Source organism: Actinoplanes sp. URMC 104 (assembly GCF_051386375.1).
Classification (GTDB): domain Bacteria; phylum Actinomycetota; class Actinomycetes; order Mycobacteriales; family Micromonosporaceae; genus Actinoplanes.
Genome location: NZ_JBPQTO010000011.1, coordinates 2,322,029 through 2,346,247, shown reverse-complemented (window position 1 = coordinate 2,346,247; position 24,219 = coordinate 2,322,029). Strand labels below are relative to the sequence as shown.

Sequence of the window (24,219 nt, the reverse complement as noted above, 5' to 3'; positions counted from 1 at the left end):
ATGGCGGGACGCATGATCAGCGGTGCGGCCGCCCTTGCCGACCTGGTCCGGGCGGCGGGTGAGACCGAGACGGCGGGCCTGCACCGGACGCTGCCGGTGGTGCCCGAGCTGAGCAGCCTGCTGCCCGGTCACGGGCTGCGCCGCGGCAGCACCGTCGCGGTGGCAGCGGGCCCGTCGGCCACCGCCGCGGGCGGGACGTCACTGCTGCTGACGCTGCTGGCCGAGGCCTCCCGCGCCGGCTCCTGGTGCGCGGTGGTCGGCGTGCCTTCGCTGGGCGCGGTCGCCGCCGCCGAGAGCGGCGTGGCCCTCGACCGGCTGGCCCTCGTGCCCGACCCCGGCCCCGAGTGGCCCACCGTGGTGGCCGCGCTGATCGACGGCGTCGACCTGATCGCGCTGGCCGTCCCCGGCGGCGTCTCCGCCTCGATCGCCTCCCGCCTGGTGGCCCGGGCCCGCCAGCGCGGCAGCGTCCTGGTCCCGTACGGCGACTGGTCCGGCGCCGACGTCACCCTGCGCGTCCTCGAGGGCCGCTGGGAGGGCCTCGACCAGGGCCACGGCCGCCTCCGCCGCCGCAAGGTCACCGTCCTGGCCCGCGGCCGCGGCGCGGCCGCCCGTCCCAAGGAGATGACCATGTGGCTGCCCGGGGTCACGGTCCGCCCGCTGCCCCCGGCCCCTCCCACCCCCTCACGCTCCACGGTGGACTCACCCGCCAGACCCCAGCTCACCCCGGTCCCCACATCCCGCCCCCAGGCCCCCACCCCTTCCCCGGCCGCCGGCGCCACCCTTCCGGCAGAGCCCGCCCTCGACTCCGTACGCCATTCCCCTTCGACCTCTCGGTGGGCCCGGGCGAACACGTCACCGGCGCCGGCGCCCCCGGCCGCCGATCCTTCGAGCGCCACCCCACCTCTCCCCACCTCCTCCTCGTCCGCAAGCGCCGGGCCTGCGGTGGGGCTCGCTTCCGCGGCCGATCGGGAGAGCCCTCGGCAACCTCCTGCACGCCATCCCTCGACCCCGCCGGTCTCGCTCCCGGCCGCTCTCCACCGGCAGGTCGCTCCACCGCAGCCTCCCGCCTCGGCGGGGAACGCCGCGTCTTCGGCGGGGCGCCCGTCCGGTGCTGCTCTCCGCCGGCAGGTCGCTCCGCCGTCGCCTCCCACCTCGGCCGCAGATGCCGCGTCGTCGGCGGGGCGCCCGTCCGGTGCTGCTCTCCGCCGGCGGGCCGCTTCGCCGTCGGCGCCCTCGGCTGCGGAGTCAGCCTCCGCGGAGGCGCGCGATCCCGTGCCCGCCTTCCGCTCGGCCCGGGCCACGCCCTCGGCGCAGCTCGGCCGCGTCTCCGCCGGTCGAAGCAAGGCCGCGCCCTCGGTGCAGCTCAGCCTCGTCGCCGCCGGCCGGAGCGAGGCCGCGCCCCTGGAGCAGCCCACTCCCGTCGCCGGCGGTCGGAGTGAGGCCGTGCTTTCAACGCAGCCCTCTCTCGTTGCCGGCGGTCGGAGCGAGGATGAGTTTGATGTGGGCGGTTCTGCGGATGGGCGGGTGGTTGAGCTTCCGGGTGGGGAACGGGAGACGCCGCGGGTGGCGGTGATGTGACGTGGGGGCCCGGGAAGAGACTGCGGGTGGGCGGACCATGCTGCTGTGGTGCCCGGACTGGCCGGTCATCGCGGCGGAGATCGTGCTGGGGGTGCCGGCCGCGGAGCCGGTCATCGTGTTGCACGGCAACCGGGTGGTGGCGTGTTCCGAGGCGGCGCGGCAGGAGGGCGTACGCCGGGGATTGCGACGCCGGGAAGCGCAGAGCCGGTGCCCGCAGCTGACCGCCGTGGAGTTCGACACCGGCCGGGACGCGCGCGCGTTCGAACCCGTGGTGGCGGCCGTCGAGGAGGTCGCGGTCGGCGTCGAGGTGATCCGGCCGGGGGCGTGCGCGCTCGCCGCCCGGGGGCCGTCGCGCTACTTCGGCGGGGAGGAGGCGGCGGCGGAGCGGATCGTCGAGCAGGTCGCCGAGGCCTGCGCGGTGGAGAGCCAGGTGGGCATCGCCGAAGGGGTGTTCGCGGCGGGGCTCGCGGCCCGCGCGGGACGGGTGATCGCGCCGGGGGAGACGCCGGCGTTCCTGCGCGCGCAGCCGATCGAGGCGATCGAACGGCCGGAGCTCACCGACCTGCTCAAACGGCTGGGCATCAAGACGCTGGGCGAGTTCGCCGCGCTGCCGGCGGGGGACGTGCTGACCCGGTTCGGCTTCGACGGGGCGCTCGCGCACCGGCTCGCCGCGGGCTTCGACCACCGGCCGCTCGCGGTGCGCCGGCCGCCGCCCCACCTGGAGGTCTCCGAGACGTACGACGAACCCCTGGAACGGGTGGACGTGGCCGCGTTCGCCGGGCGGGCGCTCGCCGAGCGGCTGCACGACAAGCTCGCCGCGCACGGGCTGGCCTGCACCCGGCTGGGCATCGAGGCGGTCACCGCCAACGGCCAGGAACTGCACCGCGTCTGGCGCCACGACGGCACGCTCACCGCGGCGGCCATCGCCGAGCGGGTGCGCTGGCAGCTCGACGGCTGGCTCACCGGCGCCCGCCGCGGCGCCCCGGCCCGCCCGACCGCGGGGCTGGTGCGGCTGCGCCTGATCCCCGACGGCGTGCTCGTCCACCTCGGACTGCAGCCCGGCCTCTGGGGCGACGCCGGCGCCGACCGCGAGCGCGCCCACCGCGCGTTCAGCCGGGTGCAGGGCCTGCTCGGCCCCGAGTCGGTGGTCACCCCGGTGCTGAGCGGCGGCCGCAACGCCGACGACCAGATCCGCCTCGTCCCCTGGGGCGACGAACGCGACCCCCACCGCCCGACCGCCCCGCACACCGACCCGGTCCCCGGCGTCGCGACCGTCCCGGTCCTCGCCCACCACATCCAGCCCGAGCTCGCCTTCGACCTTCCCGATCCCGACGTACGCGAGGAGGTCGTCGACGATCCCGCCGTGATCTCCCTGCGCGACCGCCGGGACCGCCACGCCCGCGACAACAATTCGCTCATTCCGGATTTGTCCACTGTGCCGGATGCGGTGCGGGAATGGGCGATGCAGGGGCAGGCGCTGGCGCCCGGCGAGGTGATGCAGGGGCAAGAGCACGCGGCGCCCAAACACATGGCGCCCGGGGAGGGGATGCAGGGGCAAGAGCACGCGGCGCGCAAACACATGGCGCCCGGGGAGGGGATGCAGGGGCAAGAGCACGCGGCGCGCAAACACATGGCGCCGGGGGAGGGGATGCAGGGGCAAGAGTCTGCGGCGCGGAAACACATGGCGCCGGGGGAGGGGATGCAGGGGCAAGAGTCTGCGGCGCGGAAACACATGGCGCCGGGGGAGGGGATGCAGGGGCAGGCGCAGACGGCGCAGGTTCAGGTGGCGAAGAGGCGCTTGCAGGCGATGGAGGAGGCAGTCCCCCAGCAGGGACGGGTGGCGCAGGGGCAGGCGGCGCACGAGCGAACGGCGCGGGGACAGGCAGCGCATGAGCGAACGGCACAGGGACAGGCAGCGCACGAGCGAGCGGCACAAGGGCGGGCGGCGCAGGGGCAGGCGGCGCAGGGGCGGGCGATGCAGGAGCAGGCGGCAGGCGAGGGGCCGCAGGAACAGATGGCGGCGGGAGGCGTGACTGTGGTGGCCGTGCAGCAGGGAGGGCGTCGCCGGAGGAAAGCGGCCAAGCAGCCCGCCCTGCCGCCGTGGCCGGGGAGGCTTCCCAGGCCGGCGCCGGCGCTGGTGCCGGCCCGGCCGCTGCCGGCGGTGGTGCTCGATCGGGAGGGCCGGGCGGTCGGGGTCAGCGCCCGCCTCGAGCTCACCGGCGACCCCGCCGCGCTGGTGATCGAGCGGGCGGAGCCGGTGGGCATCGGCGGGTGGGCGGGGCCGTGGCCGGTCGACGAGCGGTGGTGGGATCCCGCCGAGTCGCGGCGGCGGGCCCGGTTCCAGGTGGTGCTGACCGACGGGCGGGCCTTCCTGCTGAGCCTGGCCGGCGGGCACTGGGCGGTGGAGGCGATCTATGACTAGGCGCGGCCGTGAGCTTCCATAACCCCAGGGTGTCCTGGTCGGACCTCGAGAAGACGCTCACCGGCGCCAAGGCCGAGAGGCACCTGCAGCCCGTCGCCGACCCGCTGGCGGTCGACGGCGACGGGGGCGACGCGCCGGCGTGGTCGCGCAAGCGCCAGCCGTACGAGGCTCCGGCCCTGGTGCGGCGGGAGCGCGTCACCCCGTACGCGGAACTCCACTGCCACACCAACTTCAGCTTCCTCGACGGCGCGAGCCACCCGGAGGAACTCGCCGAGGAGGCCGCCCGCCTGGGGCTCGACGGGCTGGCCGTGACCGACCACGACGGCTTCTACGGGGTGGTCCGGTTCTCGCAGGCCGCCCGCGAACTGGGCCTGCCCACGATCTTCGGCGCCGAGTTGTCGCTCGAGCTCACCAAGCCGCAGAACGGCGAACCGGACCCGGAGGGCCGCCACCTGCTCGCGCTCGCGCACGGCCACGAGGGGTACGCCCGCCTCGCGAACACGATCTCGCAGGCCCAGCTCACCGGCGGGGAGAAGGGCAAGCCCGAGTACGGCGCCCTGGAGGACGTCGCCGCCTACCTGCGCGACCACGTGCTGGTGCTCACCGGCTGCCGCAAGGGCCCGGTGCCGGCGGCGCTGGCCACGGGCGGGATCGACGCCGCCGCGTACGAGCTCGACCGCCTGGTCGCGCTGTTCGGCCACTCGGGGGTCGCCGTCGAGCTCACCGCGCACGGCGACCCGTACGACGACGACCGCAACGACGCCCTCTTCGCGCTAGCCCGCAGCCGCGGGCTCGAGGTCGTGGCCACCAACAACGTGCACTACGCGACCCCGGCCCGCCGCCGGCTGGCCACCGCGCTGGCCGCCGTCCGGGCCCGGCGCAGCCTCGACGAGATCGACGGCTGGCTGCCCGCGGCCGGCACCGCCCACCTGCGCAGCGGCGACGAGATGGCGCGCCGGTTCGCCGCCTATCCGGGCGCGGTGGCGGCGGCCGCGATGTTCGGCGAGGACCTCGCGTTCGACATCGACCTGGTCGCCCCCAAGCTGCCCGACTTCCCCGTTCCGCCGGGGCACACCGAGATGACCTGGCTGCGCGAGCTGACCCTGCGCGGCGCCCGCGAGCGCTACGGCCCGCCGCAGGCGCACCCCCGGGCGTACGAGCAGATCGAGTACGAGCTGCGGATGATCGAGGAGCTGGGCTTCCCCGGCTACTTCCTGGTCGTCTACGAGATCGTTGAGTTCTGCCGCGCCCAGAACATCTACGCCCAGGGCCGGGGGAGCGCCGCCAACTCCGCCGTCTGCTACTCGCTGCGGATCACCAATGTGGATGCCGTCGCGCACAACCTGCTGTTCGAGCGGTTCCTGGCCCCCGAGCGCGACGGCCCGCCCGACATCGACGTCGACATCGAGTCGGACCGGCGCGAGGAGGTCATCCAGCACGTCTACGAGAAGTACGGCCGGCGGCACACCGCCCAGGTGGCGAACGTCATCTCGTACCGGCCGCGTTCCGCGGTGCGCGACATGGCGAAGGCGTTCGGCTTCTCGCAGGGTCAGCAGGACGCGTGGAGCAAGCAGATCGACCGGTGGGGCGGCGTGGCCGAGGTGGACGTCGAGGACATCCCCGCGCAGGTGGTCGAGTTCGCCAACCAGGTGCAGGACTTCCCGCGGCACCTGGGCATCCACTCCGGCGGCATGGTGATCTGCGACCGGCCGATCGTCGAGGTGTGCCCGGTGGAGTGGGGGCGCATGCCGGGCCGCACGGTGCTGCAGTGGGACAAGGACGACTGCGCGGCGATCGAGCTGGTGAAGTTCGACCTGCTCGGGCTCGGCATGCTGTCGGCGCTGCGGTACGCGTACGAGATGATCGAGTCCGACCTGGACATCTCCACCATGGATCTGACCGATCCGGAGGTCTACGAGATGCTCTGCCGGGCCGACTCGGTGGGCGTGTTCCAGGTGGAGAGCCGCGCGCAGATGGCGACGCTGCCCCGGCTCAAGCCCCGCGAGTTCTACGACCTGGTGGTGGAGGTCGCGCTGATCCGGCCCGGGCCCATCCAGGGCGGCTCGGTCCACCCGTACATCAGAAGGAAGAACGGCCTCGAACCGGTCACCTATCCGCACCCGTTGATGCGCAACGCGCTGGAGAAGACGCTGGGCGTGCCGCTGTTCCAGGAGCAGCTCATGCAGCTCGCGATCGACGTCGCCGGCTTCGAACCGGCGGAGGCCGACCAGCTGCGCCGCGCGATGGGCTCGAAACGCTCGGTCGAGAAGATGGAGAAGATCAAGGACCGGCTGTACGGCGGGATGGCCGAGCGCGGCATCACCGGCGAGCTCGCCGACGACCTCTTCGCCAAGCTGTCCGCGTTCGCCAGCTACGGCTTCCCGGAGAGCCACTCGATGAGCTTCGCCTACCTGGTGTACGCCAGCGCGTGGCTCAAGCGCTACCACCCGGCGGCGTTCTGCGCGGCGCTGCTCAACGCCCAGCCGATGGGCTTCTACTCGCCGCAGTCGCTGGTCGACGACGCCCGCCGGCACGGCGTCGAGGTGCGCCGGCCCGACATCAACCTGAGCAACGCGAAGGCCACGCTCGAGTCCACCCCGAAGACCCGGTGGGGCGCGCTGCCGGGCGAGCCGCCGCACGCCTGGGGGCTGGGCGGACCGGCCGTACGGCAGGGGCTCGCGAGCATCCGCACGCTCGGTGAGGAGCTGGCCGAGCGGATCGAGCGGGAGCGGCGCGACAACGGGCCGTACCGCAGCATGACCGACCTGTCCCGGCGTACCGGATGCACCACCGCCCACCTCGAGGCGCTCGCCACCGCCGATGCGTTCGCCGGTTTCGGGCTCACCCGGCGCGAGGCGCTGTGGGCCGCCGGCGCCGCCGCGCAGGACCGGCCCGACCGGCTGCCCGGCACGGTGACCGGCACCGACGCGCCGATGCTGCCCGGGATGAGCGCGGTCGACGAGCTGGTCGCCGACGTGTGGGCCACCGGGCTGTCGCCCGAGACGCACCCCGCCGAGTTCCTGCGCGCCGACCTCGACAAGGCGGGGGCGATCCCGGTCGCGAAGGTCGGGCGGGTCGACGCCGGCACCCGCATCCGCGTCGGCGGCATCGTGACGCACCGGCAGCGGCCGGCGACCGCGGGCGGCGTGACCTTCCTGAACCTCGAGGACGAGACCGGGATGCTCAACGTGACCTGCTCACCCGGGCTGTGGCAGCGCTACCGGCGGGTGGCGCGCACCAGCTCGGGGCTGATCGTGCGCGGCCTGCTCGAGAAGACCGCCGAGGGCGTGCTCAACCTGGTGGCGGACCGACTCGAGGCGCTCACGCCGCCGGTGACGCCCGCCTCCCGGGACTTCCGCTGAGTTACTTTGACCGATTTTGTACGTTAAGTGGCATGCTCCCGCTTCTTCTCGCGACCGCCCTCGCCGCCCCGCACGCCGCGCTGATCGGCCCCGTACCCGACCCGAAGCCCACGTACGGCTCCGCGCCGCGCCCCGGCGCCGCGAGCGCGGTGATGCTCAGCCACGCCACGGACGCCGGGCAACCGATGGCGGTCAAGCTCACCTGCGACCCGCCCGGCGGCGGCCACCCCCGGGCGGTCCAGGCCTGCACGCTGCTCGAGCAGGTCGACGCCGACCCGGCCCGGATCCCGCGCAAGACGGGCGCGTGCATCCTGCTCTACAAGCCGGTCACCGCCTCGCTGACCGGCACCTGGCAGGGCCGCCCGGTGAGCTGGACCCACCGGTTCGGCAACTCCTGCGAGATGCGCCGCGCCACCGGCGTTCTCTTCCGGTTCTGAGCGGGGACTGCGGGTGCCGTTACGCTGCCGGTGTGGAAATCGCATCGACGCGGACCGCCCGCCCGCTCGTCACCGCCCGCACCGCCGCCGTCTGGGCGGTGCTGCGCCGCGAGCTGGAGCGGCACGCCGGCCGTGAGCTGACCGTGCTGGACGTCGGCGGCGGCACGGGCGGGTTCGCCGTCCCGCTGGCCGAGGCCGGGCACACCGTCACCGTCGTCGACGCCAGCCCCGACGCGCTCGCCGCCCTGACCCGGCGCGCCGCCGACGCCGGGGTCGCCGGGCGGGTGCGCGCGGTGCAGGGCGACGGCGACGCGCTGGCCGGCCTGGTCGAGCCAGGCAGCGTCGACCTGATCCTGTGCCACGCCGTGCTCGAGGTCGTCGACGACCCGGCCGGGGTGGTCGCGGCGATCGCCGGGGCGCTGCGCCCCGGGGGAGCGGTGAGCCTGCTGGTGGCGAGCCGGGCCGCGGCGATCCTGGGCCGGGCGATCAACGGGCACCTGCGGGCGGCCACCGCGGTCGCGGCCGATCCGGAGGGGCGCGCCGGCTCCCGCGACACCCTGCGCCGGCGGTACGACGCCGACAGCGCGGCGGCCCTGCTCGGCGCGGCGAACCTGCAGGTCGAGCAGACCCATGGCGTACGGGTCCTGGCCGACCTGCTGCCCGCGGCCGTCGTCGAGGAGGACCCGCAGGCGCTGCTCGACCTCGAGCTCGAACTGTCCGCGCGCCCGCCGTTCCGCGACATCGCCTCCCAGCTGCACCTGTTCGCCCGCAAGCCGTGACCGCCTCCGCGTTTTTGGGGATGGCGTCGTGACCGCCTCTTTTTCACGGGGAGGCGTCGTGACCGCCTCTTTATCGGAGGTGGCGTCGTGACCGCCTCTTTATCGGAGGTGGCGTCGTGACCGCCGCGCCGCTTGTGGTGCCCGACGACTGCCTGCCCGCCTCGGCGCTCGAACCCGTGCGGCCCGCGTACGGCTCGGGCAGCCTCGCCGACGTGCTGCCCAGCGTGTGCGCGCTGCTGGGCGTGCGCGGCGCGGCCGACGTGCTGGGCCTGCGCGACGCGCTCGACGGCGTGACCCGCGTCGGCGTGCTGCTCGTCGACGGGCTCGGCGCCCACCAGATGCCGGTCCTCACCCCGTACGCCCCGGTCGTCGCCGACCTCGCCGCGTCCGGCCGCACGTTGACCGCGGGTTTCCCCTCCACGACCCCGGTCAGCCTCGTCACCGTGGGCACGGGGGCGCCGCCGGGCGCGCACGGGATCCTCGGCTTCACCGTGCGGCAGCCGGACGGCCAGGTGCTCAACCACATCCAGTGGAAGCACCACCCCGACCCCGCCGCGTGGCAGCCGGTGCCCACCCGCTTCGAGACCGCGTACGCCGCCGGGGTCGAGGTGACCGTGGTGAGCAAGCCCGAGTTCGAGGGCAGCGGCCTGACCGTCTCGGCCTACCGGGGCGCGACCTACGTCGGCACGGACGACATCGCGGCGGGCATGCTCGCGGCGCTGTCCTCGGCCTCCGGTCCCGCGCTCGTCTACGGCTACCACGCCGACCTGGACCACCGCGGCCACCAGTCCGGCGTCGACTCGCCCGAGTGGCGCGAGGCCGCCGCCGGGGTCGGCGCGCTGCTCGACCGGCTCGTCCACGGCCTGCCGCCGCGCTCCGCCCTGCTGGTCGTCGCCGATCACGGCCAGCTCAATGTGCCGCCGGACGCACGTTTCGACATGGCGGACATTCCGGAGCTGCGCGCCGGTGTCGTGGGCGTCGCCGGTGAGCCCCGGGTGCGCTACCTCCACACCGCGTCCGGCGCGCTGGACGACGTGGTGGCCGCCTGGCGCGGCGTCCTCGGCCCGGCCGCCTGGGTGCTGACCCGCGGCGAGGCCGTCGACGGCGGCTGGTACGGCCCGGTCCCGGCCGGCCACCGCAACCGCATCGGCGACGTCGTGGTGATCTGCCAGGGGCGCAACGTCGCCCTGGCCGGCGGCTGGGAGCCGCCCTCGGTGGGCCGCCTCGTGGCCTATCACGCCTCGGTGACCGCGGCCGAGATGGAGATCCCCCTGCTGATCGCCCGCTGACCGCTGCTTTTCTCCTGCGCTTCTCGGCCGGCTTCCCCGCTGCGACCGGCCGCTCCCGCCTTGGTCGCCCGCCTCGCGCCTTGGTCGCCCGCCTCGCGCCTTGATTGCCCGCTTTGCGCCTCCGATGGCCGCTTGCCCGCCTTGATCACCCGCTTTTCCCCGGCCTTGATCGGCCGCTTCCCGCCTTTGTTCGGGCGCTGTCTGCCCCGTTGCGCGGTCGGTCCGCGGTTTTGTCGGAGGGTCCGGCTAGATTCCTCGGCGTGGGACGCAGCCAGGCAGTGCCTCGGGGACGTGACCCGCGTTTCGGCCCCGGCGCCGACGACGCGGGCTGCACGATCCTGCACGTCGACATGGATGCGTTCTTCGCGTCGGTCGCCGTCCGGGCCCGGCCGGAGCTGCGCGGCAAGCCGGTGATCGTGGGCGGCGTCGGCCCCCGCGGGGTGGTGAGCTCCGCCAGCTACGAGGCAAGGCGCTTCGGCGTACGCAGTGCCATGCCCACCGCCCGCGCCCGCGCGCTCTGTCCCCGCGGCGTCTTCCTGCGCGTCGACGGGCCCGCCATCGGTGACGCCTCCCGGGCCGTCATGGCGATCTTCCGCGACGTGACCCCGCTGGTCGAGCCGCTTTCGTCCGACGAGGCGTTCCTCGACGTGGCCGGCGCCCAGCGGCTGCTCGGCAGCCCCACCGAGATCGCCCGGCTGATCCGCCGCCGCATGCTCGCGGAGCAGCAGCTGACCTGCTCGGTCGGTGTCGCCCCCACGAAATTCGTGGCCAAGCTCGGCTCCACCCGGGCCAAACCCGACGGGCTCGTCGTCGTCCCCGCCGGCCTGGTGCTCGACTTCCTGCACCCGCTGCCGGTCGACGCGCTGTGGGGAGTGGGGGAGCGCGCCGCCGAGACGCTGCGCCGGCTCGGCCTGACCACCGTCGGCGAGATCGCGCACGCCCCGACCGGCATGCTGCGCGGCGCTCTCGGCGAGGCGGCCGCCGCCCACCTGCACGAGCTGTCGTGGGGCCGCGACCCCCGCCGGGTCAGCCCCGAGCGCGACGAGAAATCGATCGGCGCGGAGATGACCTTCGACACCGACGTGGCCGACCCCGGGCTGATCCGCAAGAGCCTGCTGTCGCTGGCCGACAAGGTGGGCGCCCGCCTGCGCGCGAGCGGCTTCGTCGGGCGCACGGTGGCGATCAAGGTGCGGCTCGCCGACTTCCGCACGGTCAACCGGTCCCGCACGGTGCACACGAGCACCGATGTGGCACGCGAGATCTTCGAGATCGCCTGGTCGCTGTTCACGGCGCTCGGCGCGCGCGAGCACATTCGGCTCGTCGGGGTGCGCGTCGAGGGGCTGACCTCCGCCGCCACCACATCGCGGCAGCTCAGCCTGGGTGAGCCCGAGCGCGGCTGGCGCGAGGCCGAGGCCGCGCGCGACGCCGTGGTCGCCCGTTTCGGCGGCGCCAGCGTCGGTCCGGCCAGTCTTCTGGGACGAAGTGATCTGCGAAGAACCGAAAATCACCCGCACTCGACGGTCGTCCCGCTTTCCGACCCGCCAACCCCCTCGTAGACTTGCTCGGTAAGGCAGCCGACGGCTGTCCCGCGCCACTTACCTTAGTGACACCCCGACCCCGCCTGGGGGGTTGGATTTGCGCCCGGGGAGGAATGCCGTGCCGCTCTCGGAGCACGAGCAGCGGCTGTTCGATCAGATCGAGCGGTCGCTTGCCGAGGACCCCAAGTTCGCCTCGGCTGTGCGGGCCAGCGACCCGCGTTTTCACGCACGGCGCCGGCTTCTGGTCGCCGCGTTCGTCATCGTCCTCGGCCTAGCGCTGGTGGTCGTCGGCACGGTCACCCGCAACACGTTGCTCGGCGTCGCAGGCTTCGTGGTCATGCTGGGCTCCGCCGCGTTCGCGATGCAGTCCCGCCGCAAGGGCTCCGCCCCCGACCTGCACGCCGTGGGCGGCACCGCCACACGCCGCACCCGCCAGACCCGCAAGGCCGGTTTCATCGACCGCCTCGAGGACCGCTGGCGTCAACGCCCCGAGGGTCATCGCTGACCAACCCGAGCCCGCGACCGCCCGCCGGTCGCGGCCCCGGCACAACCGCACACTGCTCCAGATGGCGGCCCGCGGCCGCCATCTCCTGTTCCCGCGCTCCCTAGCCGACCGGCGGTCCCAGGCCGCCTTTCGTCGTTGCTGCGCCGGTTCGATTACCGGACAAGGATCGCGGGCGCCCAGCGCGCCTACCAGGCGCTACTGCCACTCCAGCGCCTCCCAGCGAGGGTCCGCGCTTGTCGAGATCGCCGGCCGTCCCCGTATCTGTGAGCGCCTGTCGAGATCGCCGGCCGCCCCGTACCTGTGAGGCCTGTCGAGGTCGTCGCCGATTCCGTACCGGGTGAGTTCCTGTCGACGTTGCCGGCAGCCCCGTACCGGTGAGCTCCTGTCGATGTTCCCGACGGCCCCGTACATGGGAGCGCTACCGGCGCGCCTGCGCTTGCCGAGCGTTCCTACCGCTTGCTTCGCGCAGGAAGCGATCCACTGTTTGCGGCGCACTTAAAGGCCAGCGTGCGCTTCGGATGGTTGCTTCGCGCAGCAGCGTGGGTGGGACATGTTCGGAGTTCCTGAAACCGGCTTGCCCCTGCCTCGCTTGCTTCGCGTAGGAAGCGCTGCGGGAGGTTGGGCGCGGTCAGTACGGCTGGATGACGGGACGTTTCGCTTGCTTCGCGTAGGAAGCGTCGGGGCGTGGCGCCGGGCGAAGCGGCCGGCGGCTGTTGGCTCGGCTTGCTTCGCGCAGGGAGCGTCGCGGGGGTGTGGCGCCGGGCGAAGCGGCCGGCGGCTGTTGGCTCGGCTTGCTTCGCGCAGGGAGCGTCGCGGGGGTGTGGCGTCGGGCGAAGCGGCCGGCGGCGGTCCGGCCGGCTTGCTTTGCGTAGGAAGTGTCGCCGGGTGTGGCTGGCGGGGGTCCGCTCGGCTTGCTTCGCGCAGGGAGCGTCGCGGGGCTGTGGCGTCGGGCGAAGTGGCTGGCGGCGCGGGGGTCCGCTCGGCTTGCTTCGCGTAGGAAGTGTCGCGGGGGTGTGGCGTCGGGCGAAGTGGCTGGTGGCGCGGCGGTCCGGCCGGCTTGCTTCGCGTAGGAAGTGTCGCGGGGGTGTGGCGTCGGGCGAAGTGGCTGGTGGCGCGGCGGTCCGGCCGGCTTGCTTCGCGTAGGAAGTGTCGCGGGGGTGTGGCGTCGGGCGAAGTGGCTGGTGGCGCGGCGGTCCGCTCGGCTTGCTTCGCGTAGGAAGCGTCGCGGGGGGTGCGGCGCGGCCGGAACGGCTGGCGGGTGGGCCGCTCGGGCAGGGACTGGTGGAGGGGCCGGGCGGGATGCACCGGCTCCGAAGCGAAGATGCCGCCTCCCGGAAGTGCGGGAAGCGGCATCTCCACGGTGAGACCTCAGCGGCTCCGGTGGGGCAGCAGACGGCGAGGGCTGACCTTCGTCAGGGACTCGCGCAAGCGGCCGCCGGCGCTGACCAGGCGGGCTGAGGCGTCGGCTATGCCGAGGCGCCAGCGCATCAGGACCGAGGGGGGCATCAGCACCGCGGCGAGGCGGGTTCGGCGGTTCGCCGAGCGGGCCAGGCCCTTGCGCACCTGGCCGAGCGCCGCGGTGAGCTCGCCGCCCTGCAGGGGCTTGCGGGCGTAGCGGGCCCGCTCCTCGGCGGCGCCCAGCAGGGTGGCCGCGGCGGCCGGCTCGGCGAGCAGGACGGCGTCGGTGATCAGGCGCTGGGCGGTGACCCGGGGCGTCTCGGTGGGGTCGATGGGGATGCGGAAGTCGACCATCGTGTCCATCAGCTCGTCCCAGGCCGCGTGCGCGTCGGCGCGCGCCTGGACGGCCTCGGACGTCACGACGATGTCCGAGGGGCCGCCGAGCGCGGTGACCTTCGGGCTCTTCGGGACAGTCGCGGCGTGCCGGTGGCGGCGCACCAGCAACCGGCGCAACGCGGGCACCAGCAGCAGCGCCAGCAGCAAGACGGCCAGCGCGACGATCAGCAGGGCGGTGCCGGAGACGCCGCCGGTGTCGCTGGTGACCGAGCCGGCCGTGCTGTTGTCGCCGAGGTCGGGGCGGTCGGGGCGCTGCGCGCCGTCCGCGGGCGCCGACGGGTCCGCGCCCGGCGCCGCGGCCGACTCGGAGGTCGTCGCGGTGGGGGTGGGCAGGTCGGTGTCGGGGGCGTAGCCCGAGCGGGCCGCGCCGGCCACGCTCGCCGCCGGGGTGGCGTCGAACGGGATCCAGCCGAACCCCTTGAGGTAGACCTCGGTCCAGGCGTGGGCGTTGCGGTTGGTGATGACGTACGTGTCGTCGTTCTGGCGCTGGCCCCGGGTGAAGCCGAACGCCACCCGCGCCGGGATGCCGGCCTCGCGCGCCATCCAGGCCAGCGCCGCCGCGTACTGCTGGCAGTAGCCGACCTTGGTGGTGAGGAACGCGGCGATCTCGGAGCTGGCCACGACGGGCTCGGTCGACAGCCGGTAGGTGAAGCCGTTCTTCGACGAGAAGAAGTCGTAGAGCGCGCGCACCTTGTCGTACTCGGTCCGCTTGCCGGCGACGAGCTGGTTGACCAGCCGGGTGACCGTCGGGTCGTCGGGGTGCGTGGTGTTGAGCCGGACGATCGGGTCGTCGGGGCTCAGCGGCTGCGCCCGGCGCAGCTGCGCCAGGGTGGGGTCGGCGCGCACGTAGTCGAACGTGTACTTCAGGCCCTTGGTCGACCGCCGGTTCGAGTAGACGACCTGCTGGTTGTCGTCGTAGAACCAGCCGTTCTCGAGCCCGTCGACCCCGACCGTGTTCTGGTAGACCGGCAGCATGCCCTGCTGCAGGCTGTTCGAGACCTCGACGGTGGCGCGGTGCTGGGCGAAGTTGTCGGTGGCCGAGCCGTTGCGCGGGTCGGGCAGGCCCTGGGCGATGTTCTCGCCGTTGGGGGTGCGGCTGCCGAACCCGTTGGTGGTGAGCTGGTCGGCGACGCCGAAGCGCAGATAGTACGGCGTCTGCTCGTTCGTCCTGAGCCGGACGAGCTCGACCTCGTCGGTGCGGGTGAGCTGCCCGCTGAGCGAAGCGAACAGATTGATCCGCCCGCCCGAGCCGTTGCCCGTGCCGACGCCCACGCCGCCGCCGCTCTGGGTGAGCCGCGAGAGCAGCCCGCCGCTGATCGTGGGGACGAGCAGCGGCAGCAGCACGGCCGCGACCACGCCCACCACGCCGAGGCGGCGCCCGGCGGCGGCCAGCGGGGACGGCTCCCACACGTCGACGTCGCGCCCGTCGCCGGTGAAGCGGCGGCCGAACCGGCGTACGCGGTCGATGTTGTCGCTGACGAGCAGCCACAGGAAGCCGGTCGCGCCGACGATGAACGGCAGCACCGGCACGCTGTCGACGTAGACGGCGACGGGCACCGAGTAGATCGCCAGCATCGGCAGGCCGGCCAGCGCGGGCCGCCGCGCCACCACGGTGAGCAGGTCGACCGCGATCGCCACCGAGCCGATGCCGAGCACGGTGACGAAAAGCAGGCCCTCCCGGTCGGGCACGGGCACGCCGTACGACCGGGTGTCCTGCCCGGCCTGCTGGAACAGGTCGGCGAAGTGGCTGAACGTGGCCGGCTGCGGGATGAAGAACTCGTGGCCGCTCGGGAAGATCCAGGTCAGCATGATCAGCAGGGTCACGATCATGCTGAGCGCCTGGGCCCAGGCGGGGAAGCGCAGCGTCCGGGCGCCGACCGCGGCGGCGGCGATGAGGCCGACGGTGAGCAGGCACTGCATCAGCCAGGTGAAGCTGTCGAAGATCGACGAGATGGGCGCGGCCGCGAGCAGGGTCGACCCTGCCGCGACGAGCCCGAGACGGCGTCGGCCGCTCATCGGATGACTCCTCCCACGGTTTCGGCCATCGCCGCACGCCAGGCGAAGCCGCTGGAACCACGCGCGGCCGCCGGCCACAGCGCGGGCAGCGTCGAGCCGTGGACCACGGGGACCGAGCGCCAGCCGCTGTGGACCAACGCCAGCGCGGCGGCGGAGTGTTCCCGGTCGGCGTCCTGCCGCTCGCCGGGCGTCAGGTTGACCCACGTCGAGGTGTCGATGGCGAAGCCGATGCAGGTGGCCCCGTTGCCGCGCAGGCCGGCCAGCAGCTCGGCCTCGGGCACGGTGAGCGCGCCGAAGATGCCGATCACGAGCCCGCCGTCGGAGCGGCGGCGGACCTGCTCCACCAGCGCCGACAGGTCGCCGTTCTCGGCGAGTTTGACGTCGGCCAGGGTGTCGAGGATCACGCCCTCGCCCGCCGCCTCGGCGGCGTCGATGTCGATGCCCGAGCCGGTGACCAGCCGCAGCTTGTAGCCGGCCTGCCGCAGGTGCATCGCGATGCTGGCGGTGGCCGAGACCGCCCACTCGAAGCTGGCGGTCGGGCCCTCGCCGCGGTGCGCGGAGGCCCGGGTGTCGAGCACGACCGTGGCCCGGCTCTCCCAGGGCTGCTCCTCACGGCGCACCATCAGCTCGCCGGTGCGGGCGGTGGAGCGCCAGTGCACGCGGCGCAGGTCGTCGCCTCGCCGGTACTCGCGGGTGGCGGCGTCGTCCTCGCCGTGCACGGCCACCGACCGGGCGCGGCTGTCGCCGGTGCCCGCGTACTCCCCGGCCAGGCGTACGGCCGGGAGGGTGACCACCTGCGGGATGACGGTGAGCCGGTCGACGCTCGGGAACGACCGGGTGAGCTCGCACAGGCCGAACGGGTCGGTCAGCCGGATCACCAGCGGGCCGATCGGGTAGCGGCCGCGCACGTCGGCGCGGACCGTGTAGGCCACGCTGCTCGCCTGGTGCGAGCCGAGGCGCTCGAGCACGACCCGGGGCCGGCTGCCCAGCGCGTACGGCAGCCTGTCCTCCAGCAGCAGCGTGCCGGTGGGCAGCCGCGACATGTTCTGCAGGCGCAGGATCACCCGGGCGCTCGACCCGACCGGCGCGCGGCCCGGGTCGAGCGAGCGGGTGCACGCCAGCTTGTAGCGGCTGCGGCCCACGTACGCCGCGGCGAGCAGCGGCAGCGCGGCGAGCAGCACGGCCACCCGCAGCAGGTCACGCTCGCCGAGGATGATCGCGGAGATGGCGGCCGCCGCGGCCGCGGCGAGGAAGGAGCGGCCCCGCGTGGTCAGCCCTCGCAAAGCCTCGCGCATGCTCAGCGCCCCCGCGGCTCGTACTGGTTGCTGCCGTTGCCGTTGCCGGTGGCCCGGGTGTCGTACGGCGAGCGGGCGCGGTCGTGCGGCAGCGGGAGCCGGTGCACGATCTCGGACACGATCGCGTCGGTCGTGCGCCGGTTGAGCTGCGCGTCAGCGGTCGGGATGATGCGGTGCGCGAGCACCGGCACGGCCAGCGCCTGCAGGTCGTCGGGCAGCACGTAGTCGCGGCCCTCGAGCGCCGCCACGGCCTTGGCCGTGCGCAGCAGCTGCAGCGTCGAGCGCGGGGACGCGCCCAGCCGGATCTCGGGCGCCTCGCGGGTCGCCGTGACCAGCGCGATCGCGTACTGCTGCACCGCGTCGGCGGCGTGCACGTCGCGCACGGTGGCGATCAGGCGGCGCACCAGGGCGGCGTCGGCGACGGCCCGCAGGTCGTTGAGCGGGTCGTGCGCGCCGTGCCCGCCCAGCATGGCCAGCTCGGCCCGCGGGTCGGGGTAGCCCATCGCGATGCGCGCGGTGAACCGGTCGCGTTGCGCCTCGGGCAGCGGGTACGTGCCCTCCATCTCGATCGGGTTCTGCGTCGCGATCACCATGAACGGCGCCTGCAGCTCGTACGTGGTGCCGTCGACGGTGACCTGCCGCTCCTCCATGCACTCCAGCAGGGCGGACTGGGTCTTCGGCGACGCCCGGTTGATCTCGTCGCCGACCACCAGGTTGGCGAACACGGCGCCGGGCTTGAACTCGAAGTCGCGCGTCTCCTGGTTGTAGACGCTGACGCCGGTCACGTCGCTGGGCAGCAGGTCGGGCGTGAACTGGATCCGGCGTACCGAACAGTCGATGGACCGCGCCAGGGCCTTGGCGAGCTTGGTCTTGCCCACGCCGGGCACGTCCTCGATGAGCAGGTGACCCTCGGCCAGCAGAACCGCCAGCGCCAGCCGGACCGTCGCGCCCTTGCCCTCGATGACCTGTTCGATGTTGGCCATGATGGCTTGTGTGGCTGCGCGGAAGTCCTCGCTCGGCATCGGTCCACCGGGCTCGTCCCAGGTCGGGGTTGTCACGGGCCTCCTCCAGGTATGTGTGCGCGCCCATCGTGGGACGCCGGGGCGAAAGATCACCGAAAGGCAGAGCGAGCCGCCCCGTTCCCACAGGTTAGCCCGATCACAGCAACTCGCCGAGGTCGGCCGCCGGGCTGATTCGACGACCGTCAACCGGACATGAGTATCGAACAGATAAAGAATCAGACATCGCTCTAGTTATATTTCGCGATGGGCAAGCACGATCAGCCATCGACGGGCCCGCATTCGAGCCCGGCCGAGAGGGGCTGAATTGAGAGCGTTATCCACACCATCCGCAACCCGGCGGATGGGGGCAGCCGCGGCAGGCGCCATCATGCTCGCCGCGTTGCTGCCGGCACAGGCGCAGGCCGCACCACTGCCCGGCGCCGTCAACGGCGCGACCGACAGCACGTCGCACCGGCGAGCCGACTACGACTCCCGCCAGAACCTGGCCGCCGCCGCGGCGGCCGCTCCCACCGCAGCCCTGAGCCGAGCCGCCGTCCCGGCGCCCTCGGCCGCCGCGGTGAACACCCTGCGGGACTCGCTGGGTGTGCAGGGCATCGTCGACGTCGACCGCGCGACCGGCACCCCGCGGCGCGTGGCGAAGCTGGACGGGTTCCTCACCGGTCCCAGCAGCAAGAAGCCGACGAAGATCGCGCTCGACTACGTCGCCGCGCACCCCGAGGTGTTCGGCCTCGACGCGGCCGACCTGGCGAGCCTGGTGCTGCGCCAGGACTACGTCGACGTCGAGGGCACGCACCACCTCAGCTGGGTGCAGGTCGCCGACGGCGTCCCGGTGTTCGGCAACGGACTCAAGGCGCACGTCACCTCCGACGGCCGTCTCGTCCAGGTCGACGGCGCCCCGCTGCGGTCGCTGCCGTCCTCCGCCGGCGCTGCCAAGGTCTCCGCGACCGCGGCGCGCGCCGCCGCGGTCAAGGACGTCTTCGGCACGTCCACCGCCAAGGTCACCAAGACGGCGGGCGGCACCACCACGTTCAGCGACGAGGGCAACGCCCGGCAGGTCTGGTTCCAGACCGCGTCGGGTCCCCGCCTGGCCTGGCAGACGATCGTCGTCGACGAGGGCTACGTCCACGTCATCGACGCCGCCAGCGGCGAGGTGCTCTACCGCAGGAGCACGATCGCCAACGACACCGCCCAGGCCTGGGAGAACTACCCGGGTGCGCCGCGCGGTGGCGTGCAGCGGCCGGTCGACCTGACCGCCAAGGGCTGGCTGCCGAACAACGCGCGCCAGCTGTCCGGCAACGTCGCGCACGTCTGGTCGGACGTCAACGCCAACGACCTCGCCGACCCCGACGAGGAGGTCGGCCCGTCCGGCGTGCGCCAGTGGAACTATCCGTTCGTCGACTTCAACGACGAGGTGGGCGGCCTCTGCTCGGACGCCTTCCCCTGCTCGTGGGACCCGGAGACGCCCAACTCGTGGCAGACCAACCGCAAGCAGAACGCGGTGCAGCTGTTCACGTTCCTGGGCACCTTCCACGACCACCTCAAGTCGTCCCCGATCGGCTTCACCCGGGCGGCCGGCAACTTCGAGGCCCAGGACGGCGACGCGGTGCAGGGCCAGGCGCTGGACGGCGCGAACACCGCGGACGGCCTGCCCGACCCCAACCACGTCGACAACGCCAACATGAACACCCCGCCGGACGGCATCCCGCCGGTCATGCAGATGTACCTGCTGACGCCCGGCCCGCAGGCGGTCGCCGCGAACACCGGTGACGAGTCGGACGTGGTGTTCCACGAGTACACCCACGGCCTGTCCAACCGCCTCGTGGTCGACGCCGCGGGCAACTCGACGCTCAGCGACGTGCAGGGCGGCGCCATGGGCGAGGCCTGGAGCGACTGGTACGCCGAGGACTACCTGCACGCCAAGGGCCTCGAGAAGGACACCGCGAAGCCCGGCGACGTGCTGATCGGCAAGTACTGGACGGCCGGCGGCACGATCCGCACCGAGGGCCTGGACTGCACCGTCGGCATCGTCTCGGACGCCTGCCCCGGCACCCCGGCGGCCGGCCCCGGCGGTTACACGTACGGCGACTTCGGCAAGGTCACCGACGGCCCCGAGGTGCACGCGGACGGCGAGATCTGGGCGCAGACCCTGTGGGACCTGCGTCGCGAGATCGGCAGCGCCAAGGCGCAGTCCATCGTGACCCGTGGCATGGAGCTGAGCCCGTCGAACCCGTCCTTCCTGGACATGCGCAACTCGATCCTGGCCGCCGACCTGGTCGTCAACAAGGGCAAGAACCAGAAGACGATCTGGAAGGTCTTCGCCAAGCGGGGCATGGGCTACTTCGCCGCCGCGGTCGACGGCGACGACGCGCAGCCCGTCGAGGACTTCTCGACGCCGCCGTCGGCGAACACCCCGCGGGGCTCGCTGACCGGCAAGGTGACCGACCAGGACACCGGCGCCGCGGTGGGCGGCCTGACTGTCGCCTTCGGCGGTCACGCCTCCGGCTTCGCGGGTGACTACCGGGCCACCACGGCCGCGGACGGCACCTACCGGATCACCGGCATCATCCCGGGCACGTACGCCAAGGTCTACGCCCGCGGCGCCGGCTACGACATGGTCGTCAAGACGCTGTCGATCAACTCGGGCACGAAGACCGAGAACTGGTCGGTCCGCAAGGACTGGGCGGCCTCCTCGGGCGGCGGCGACATCGTCAGCTTCACCGGCGTCGACTACACGTCGTACGGCTGCGGCCCGGACCGGCTGATCGACCAGTCGCAGCTCGCGGGCTGGGGCTCGGAGGTCGCGCCGGAGGGTCAGAACGCGGTGGTCCGCCTCTCCGGGACGGTCGACGTCTCGGAGCTGGTGATCAACCCGTCCGCCACCTGTGGCGACGACGAGACCGCCTCGACGGCCGGCTACCGCGTCGAGACCTCGGCGGACGGCACCACCTGGGCCGTCGCCGCGGAGGGCACGTTCCCGGCCGGCACCGTCACGCCCACCCCGGTCGCGCTGGCCGCGGGCACGGGCGACGGCATCCAGTTCGTCCGCTGGACGATGCTGACCTCGCAGGCCCAGGCCGCCGGCTCCTGCCCGGCGGGCCAGCCGCCCACGGTCAGCGGCTGCCTGTTCCTCGACAGCACCGAGCTGTCGGTCTACGGATCGGCGGCGTAACCACCCTGGCGTGATACCGGTCGCCGCTCCCGGGCGGCGACCGGTATCATGCAACGCATGGCTCGGCATTTCCTGCTTCTTAGCCGGCCGTGCTGCTCCCGCTCCTGAAGCGGCTCAGCACGGCGACCCCTCCTGCGTGAGGGGTTTTTTCATGTCCAGCCACCCTTGACGACGAGACGGATTGCCGACCATGAGCGAGTCAGAAACGCCGAAGTTCCGGTACACCGCGGCGCTGGCCAACGAGATCGAGCCGCGCTGGCAGGCCTTCTGGGCCGACAACGGGACCTTCCAGGCGCCCAACCCGGCCGGCGCGCTGGCCGACCCCGCCCACCCGCGGGCCGGCGCTCCCAAGCTGCACGTGCAGGACATGTTCCCGTACCCGTCGGGTGCGGGCCTGCACGTCGGTCACCCGCTCGGCTACATCGGCACCGACAGCTACACCCGCTACAAGCGGATGGCCGGCTACAACGTGCTGCACCCGATGGGCTTCGACGCGTTCGGCCTGCCCGCCGAGCAGTACGCGGTGCAGACCGGCACCCACCCGGCGGTCACCACGGCGGCGAACGTCGAGCGGTACAAGACGCAGCTGCGCCGGCTGGGCCTGGCCTACGACGAGCGGCGCACGTTCGCGACCACCGACCCCGAGTACTACCGGTGGACGCAGTGGATCTTCCTGCAGGTCTTCAACTCGTGGTACGACCCGCAGGTGCGCAAGGCCCGCCCGATCGCCGAGCTGATCGAGGAGTTCGAGGCCGGCACGCGCCCGACGCCCGGGACGACGTGGGCCGAGCTGTCGCCGGTCGAGCGGCGCAAGCTGATCGACGACCACCGGCTGGCGTACGTCAGCGAGGCCCCGGTCAACTGGTGCCCGGGCCTGGGCACCGTGCTGGCCAACGAGGAGGTCACGCCCGAGGGCCGTAGCGAGCGCGGCAACTTCCCGGTCTTCCAGCGCAGCCTGAAGCAGTGGATGATGCGGATCACCGCGTACGGGGATCGCCTGGTCGAGGACCTGGACACGCTGGACTGGCCGGAGCCCGTCAAGCTGATGCAGCGCAACTGGATCGGCCGGTCGCGCGGCGCCCACGTCGACTTCGCGGTCGACAGCCGGAAGATCACCGTGTTCACCACGCGGCCGGACACGCTGTTCGGCGCCACCTACATGGTGCTGGCGCCGGAGCACGAGCTGGTCGACGAGATCGCGCCGGCGGCCTGGCCCGACGGGACGAACGCGAAGTGGACCGGCGGGCACGCCACGCCGGGCGACGCGATCGCGGCATACCGGGCGCAGGCCGCGGCCAAGACCGACGAGCAGCGCACCGAGGGCAAGGAGAAGACCGGCGTCTTCACGGGCGCGTACGCGGTCAACCCGGTCAACGGCGCGCGCATCCCGGTGTTCATCGCCGACTACGTGCTGGCCGGCTACGGCACCGGCGCGATCATGGCCGTGCCCGGGCAGGACCAGCGCGACTGGGAGTTCGCCGAGGTCTTCGAGCTGCCGATCATCCGTACGGTGCAGGCGCCCGAGGGCTTCGAGGGCGCGTTCACGGGCGAGGGCCCGGCGATCAACAGCGACTGGCTGGACGGCAAGGGCGTCACCGAGGCCAAGGCCGAGATGATCGCCTGGCTGGAGCAGCACGGCCACGGCCGCGGCGCCACCACGTTCCGGCTGCGCGACTGGCTGTTCAGCCGGCAGCGCTACTGGGGCGAGCCGTTCCCGATCGTCTACGACGAGACCGGCCTGCCGGTGGCGCTGCCCGACTCGATGCTGCCGGTCGTGCTGCCCGACGTCGACGACTTCTCGCCGCGCACGTTCGACCCGGACGACGCCGACAGCGAGCCCGAGACCCCGCTGTCGCGCAAGAAGGACTGGGTCAACGTCGAGCTGGACCTGGGCGACGGACCCCGCCAGTACACGCGGGAGACCAACACGATGCCGCAGTGGGCCGGCTCCTGCTGGTACGAGCTGCGCTACCTGGACCCGCACAACGACAAGGCGCTGGTCGACCCGGACAACGAGGCGTACTGGATGGGCCCGCAGCGCGACGGCGACTGCGGCGGCGTCGACCTGTACGTGGGCGGCGTCGAGCACGCCGTGCTGCACCTGCTGTACGCGCGGTTCTGGCACAAGGTGCTGTACGACCTGGGCCACGTGTCGTCGTTCGAGCCGTTCCGCAAGCTGTTCAACCAGGGCTACATCCAGGCGTACGCCTTCCGCGACGCGCGCGGTGTGATCGTGCCCGCCGAGGAGGTCGTCGAGCGCGACGGCCAGTACTTCTACGGCGACGCTCCGGTCACCCGCGAGTACGGCAAGATGGGCAAGTCGCTGAAGAACGTCGTCACCCCCGACGAGATGTGCGAGCAGTACGGCGCCGACACGTTCCGGGTGTACGAGATGGCGATGGGCCCGCTGGACGTCTCGCGCCCGTGGGAGACCCGCGCCGTCGTCGGCTCCCAGCGGTTCCTGCAGCGGGTGTGGCGGCTGGTCGTCGACGAGGAGACCGGCGCCGTACGGGCCGGGGACGAGCCGCTGGACCCGGCGGTCCGCAAGCACCTGCACCGCACGATCGCCGGCGTCCGCGAGGACATGGACGAGCTGCGCTTCAACACCGCGATCGCCAAGCTGATCGAGCTGACGAACACGCTGACCCCGCTGCCGTCCGTCTCCCGCGAGGCGGTGGAGCCGCTGGTGCTGATGCTGGCGCCGTTCGCGCCGCACCTGGCCGAGGAGCTGTGGACCAAGCTGGGCCACACGGGCACGCTGGCCTACACCGCCTTCCCGGTGGCCGATCCGGCCCAGCTGGTGGCCGAGTCGATCACGTACCCCGTCCAGGTCAACGGCAAGGTCAAGGCCCGCGTCGAGGTCGCACCGACCGCGCCCGAGGCCGACGTACGCGACCAGGCCCTGGCCGCCGTCGCCGACGTGCTGGCGGGCCGTACGCCCAAGAAGGTCATCGTCGTCGCCGGCCGTCTGGTCAGCGTCGTCGTCTGACGGTTACCGGGAGCCCGCCGCGCG

At 73.3% G+C, this 24,219-nt stretch carries 12 protein-coding genes and 1 pseudogene; 10 read left to right on the top strand and 3 right to left on the bottom strand.

All coding sequences use genetic code 11. The features are described 5' to 3' along the window. The 8 genes and pseudogenes from ACSNN8_RS36585 to ACSNN8_RS36550 form a co-directional block, all read left to right on the top strand. A pseudogene (locus tag ACSNN8_RS36585) lies at positions 1 to 765 on the top strand (hypothetical protein); the annotation flags it as partial. Positions 766 to 1,615: 850 nt separating this feature from the next. Continuing rightward, positions 1,616 to 4,000 carry a hypothetical protein gene (locus tag ACSNN8_RS36580; protein WP_436654747.1) on the top strand — a complete coding sequence of 795 codons (2,385 nt, stop codon included), beginning with the start codon at positions 1,616 to 1,618 and terminating at the stop codon, positions 3,998 to 4,000. Positions 4,001 to 4,008: 8 nt separating this feature from the next. Beyond that, positions 4,009 to 7,362, top strand: coding sequence for an error-prone DNA polymerase (locus ACSNN8_RS36575; RefSeq protein ID WP_436654746.1), 3,354 nt, complete (start codon positions 4,009 to 4,011; stop codon positions 7,360 to 7,362). Between the two features lie 32 nt (positions 7,363 to 7,394). Then, a complete protein-coding gene (locus ACSNN8_RS36570) occupies positions 7,395 to 7,799 on the top strand; it encodes an SSI family serine proteinase inhibitor (RefSeq protein WP_436654745.1) in 405 nt (134 codons plus the stop codon). A 32-nt stretch (positions 7,800 to 7,831) separates the two neighbouring features. Then, entirely contained in the window at positions 7,832 to 8,578 is a 747-nt protein-coding gene (locus ACSNN8_RS36565) for a methyltransferase domain-containing protein (protein WP_436654744.1), read from the top strand. A 134-nt stretch (positions 8,579 to 8,712) separates the two neighbouring features. Next, positions 8,713 to 9,867 carry an alkaline phosphatase family protein gene (locus ACSNN8_RS36560; protein ID WP_436655557.1) on the top strand — a complete coding sequence of 385 codons (1,155 nt, stop codon included), beginning with the start codon at positions 8,713 to 8,715 and terminating at the stop codon, positions 9,865 to 9,867. Positions 9,868 to 10,127: 260 nt separating this feature from the next. Continuing rightward, positions 10,128 to 11,423 (top strand): DNA polymerase IV, encoded by a 1,296-nt coding sequence (gene dinB / locus ACSNN8_RS36555; protein WP_436654743.1) that lies wholly within the window; start codon positions 10,128 to 10,130, stop codon positions 11,421 to 11,423. A gap of 100 nt (positions 11,424 to 11,523) precedes the next feature. Continuing rightward, positions 11,524 to 11,910 carry a DUF3040 domain-containing protein gene (locus tag ACSNN8_RS36550; protein WP_436654742.1) on the top strand — a complete coding sequence of 129 codons (387 nt, stop codon included), beginning with the start codon at positions 11,524 to 11,526 and terminating at the stop codon, positions 11,908 to 11,910. 1,368 nt (positions 11,911 to 13,278) lie between these two features. Here ACSNN8_RS36550 and ACSNN8_RS36545 read toward each other — a convergent pair. Genes ACSNN8_RS36545 through ACSNN8_RS36535 form a run of 3 tightly spaced genes read right to left on the bottom strand, consistent with a single transcriptional unit; the run spans position 13,279 to position 18,073 of the window. Next, positions 13,279 to 15,720, bottom strand: a complete 2,442-nt coding sequence (locus tag ACSNN8_RS36545; protein WP_436654741.1) for a transglutaminaseTgpA domain-containing protein — start codon at positions 15,718 to 15,720, stop codon at positions 13,279 to 13,281. Beyond that, a complete protein-coding gene (locus ACSNN8_RS36540; RefSeq protein WP_436654740.1) occupies positions 15,717 to 17,015 on the bottom strand; it encodes a DUF58 domain-containing protein in 1,299 nt (432 codons plus the stop codon). Before ACSNN8_RS36540 ends, ACSNN8_RS36545 begins: the two co-directional genes overlap by 4 nt. A gap of 2 nt (positions 17,016 to 17,017) precedes the next feature. After that, entirely contained in the window at positions 17,018 to 18,073 is a 1,056-nt protein-coding gene (locus ACSNN8_RS36535; RefSeq protein ID WP_436654739.1) for an AAA family ATPase, read from the bottom strand. Positions 18,074 to 18,404: 331 nt separating this feature from the next. Between ACSNN8_RS36535 and ACSNN8_RS36530 the strand changes: the two genes are divergently transcribed. Together ACSNN8_RS36530 and leuS are read left to right on the top strand one after the other, a co-directional pair. Next, the gene (locus ACSNN8_RS36530; protein ID WP_436654738.1) at positions 18,405 to 21,206 is read left to right on the top strand and encodes a M36 family metallopeptidase; all 2,802 of its coding nucleotides are present in this window, start codon (positions 18,405 to 18,407) and stop codon (positions 21,204 to 21,206) included. 190 nt (positions 21,207 to 21,396) lie between these two features. After that, the gene (gene leuS, locus ACSNN8_RS36525) at positions 21,397 to 24,195 is read left to right on the top strand and encodes a leucine--tRNA ligase (RefSeq protein ID WP_436654737.1); all 2,799 of its coding nucleotides are present in this window, start codon (positions 21,397 to 21,399) and stop codon (positions 24,193 to 24,195) included. The last annotated feature ends 24 nt before the right edge of the window (positions 24,196 to 24,219 follow it).

What these genes read in the sequence shown, in the direction of transcription:
- leuS (WP_436654737.1), top strand. Translation starts at nt 21,397, where the DNA reads ATGAGCGAGTCAGAAACGCCGAAGTTCCGGTACACCGCGGCGCTGGCC.
- ACSNN8_RS36580 (WP_436654747.1), top strand. Translation starts at nt 1,616, where the DNA reads ATGCTGCTGTGGTGCCCGGACTGGCCGGTCATCGCGGCGGAGATCGTG.
- ACSNN8_RS36545 (WP_436654741.1), bottom strand. Translation starts at nt 15,720, where the DNA reads ATGAGCGGCCGACGCCGTCTCGGGCTCGTCGCGGCAGGGTCGACCCTG.
- ACSNN8_RS36540 (WP_436654740.1), bottom strand. Translation starts at nt 17,015, where the DNA reads ATGCGCGAGGCTTTGCGAGGGCTGACCACGCGGGGCCGCTCCTTCCTC.
- ACSNN8_RS36570 (WP_436654745.1), top strand. Translation starts at nt 7,395, where the DNA reads ATGCTCCCGCTTCTTCTCGCGACCGCCCTCGCCGCCCCGCACGCCGCG.
- ACSNN8_RS36530 (WP_436654738.1), top strand. Translation starts at nt 18,405, where the DNA reads ATGCTCGCCGCGTTGCTGCCGGCACAGGCGCAGGCCGCACCACTGCCC.